Source organism: Cedecea sp. B1(4) (genome assembly GCF_059414925.1).
Genome location: NZ_JCAHMZ010000378.1, coordinates 1 through 342, shown reverse-complemented (window position 1 = coordinate 342; position 342 = coordinate 1). Strand labels below are relative to the sequence as shown.

The window sequence follows — 342 nt, the reverse complement described above, 5'->3', positions numbered from 1 at the left end:
GCCTGGGCCACGGTCCAGTTCAGTTTCAGGCCCTCGTCGGGTTTGGACAGGTCCTTGAGCTGCAGGATCTGGTGGGACAGCTCGGTGAGGGCGTTGACGCCGCCTTCGGGACGGGCGCCGGCGTGCGAGGTCTTGCCCTGCACGGTCAGGTAGGCCGCGCCGATGCCGCTGGTGGCCAGGGTCAGGCGGCCCTCGGCGCCGCCGCCCTCGAAGGAGAAGACCGCGTCCTGGTCGGCGCCCAGGCGGGTGATGGTGGCGCGGGCGCCGGGCGAGCTGATTTCCTCGTCGCCGTTGATCAGCACGGTGAGGGTGCCGTAGTCCTTGAAGTCCAGCTTCTGCAGC

The 342-nt window shown here is 69.9% G+C and carries 1 protein-coding gene; it reads right to left on the bottom strand.

All coding sequences use genetic code 11. The annotated features are described in order from the left end of the window. A partial coding sequence (locus tag ACR6JA_RS23375) for a peptidase dimerization domain-containing protein (protein WP_494599938.1) occupies positions 1 to 342 on the bottom strand: 342 nt, incomplete at both ends.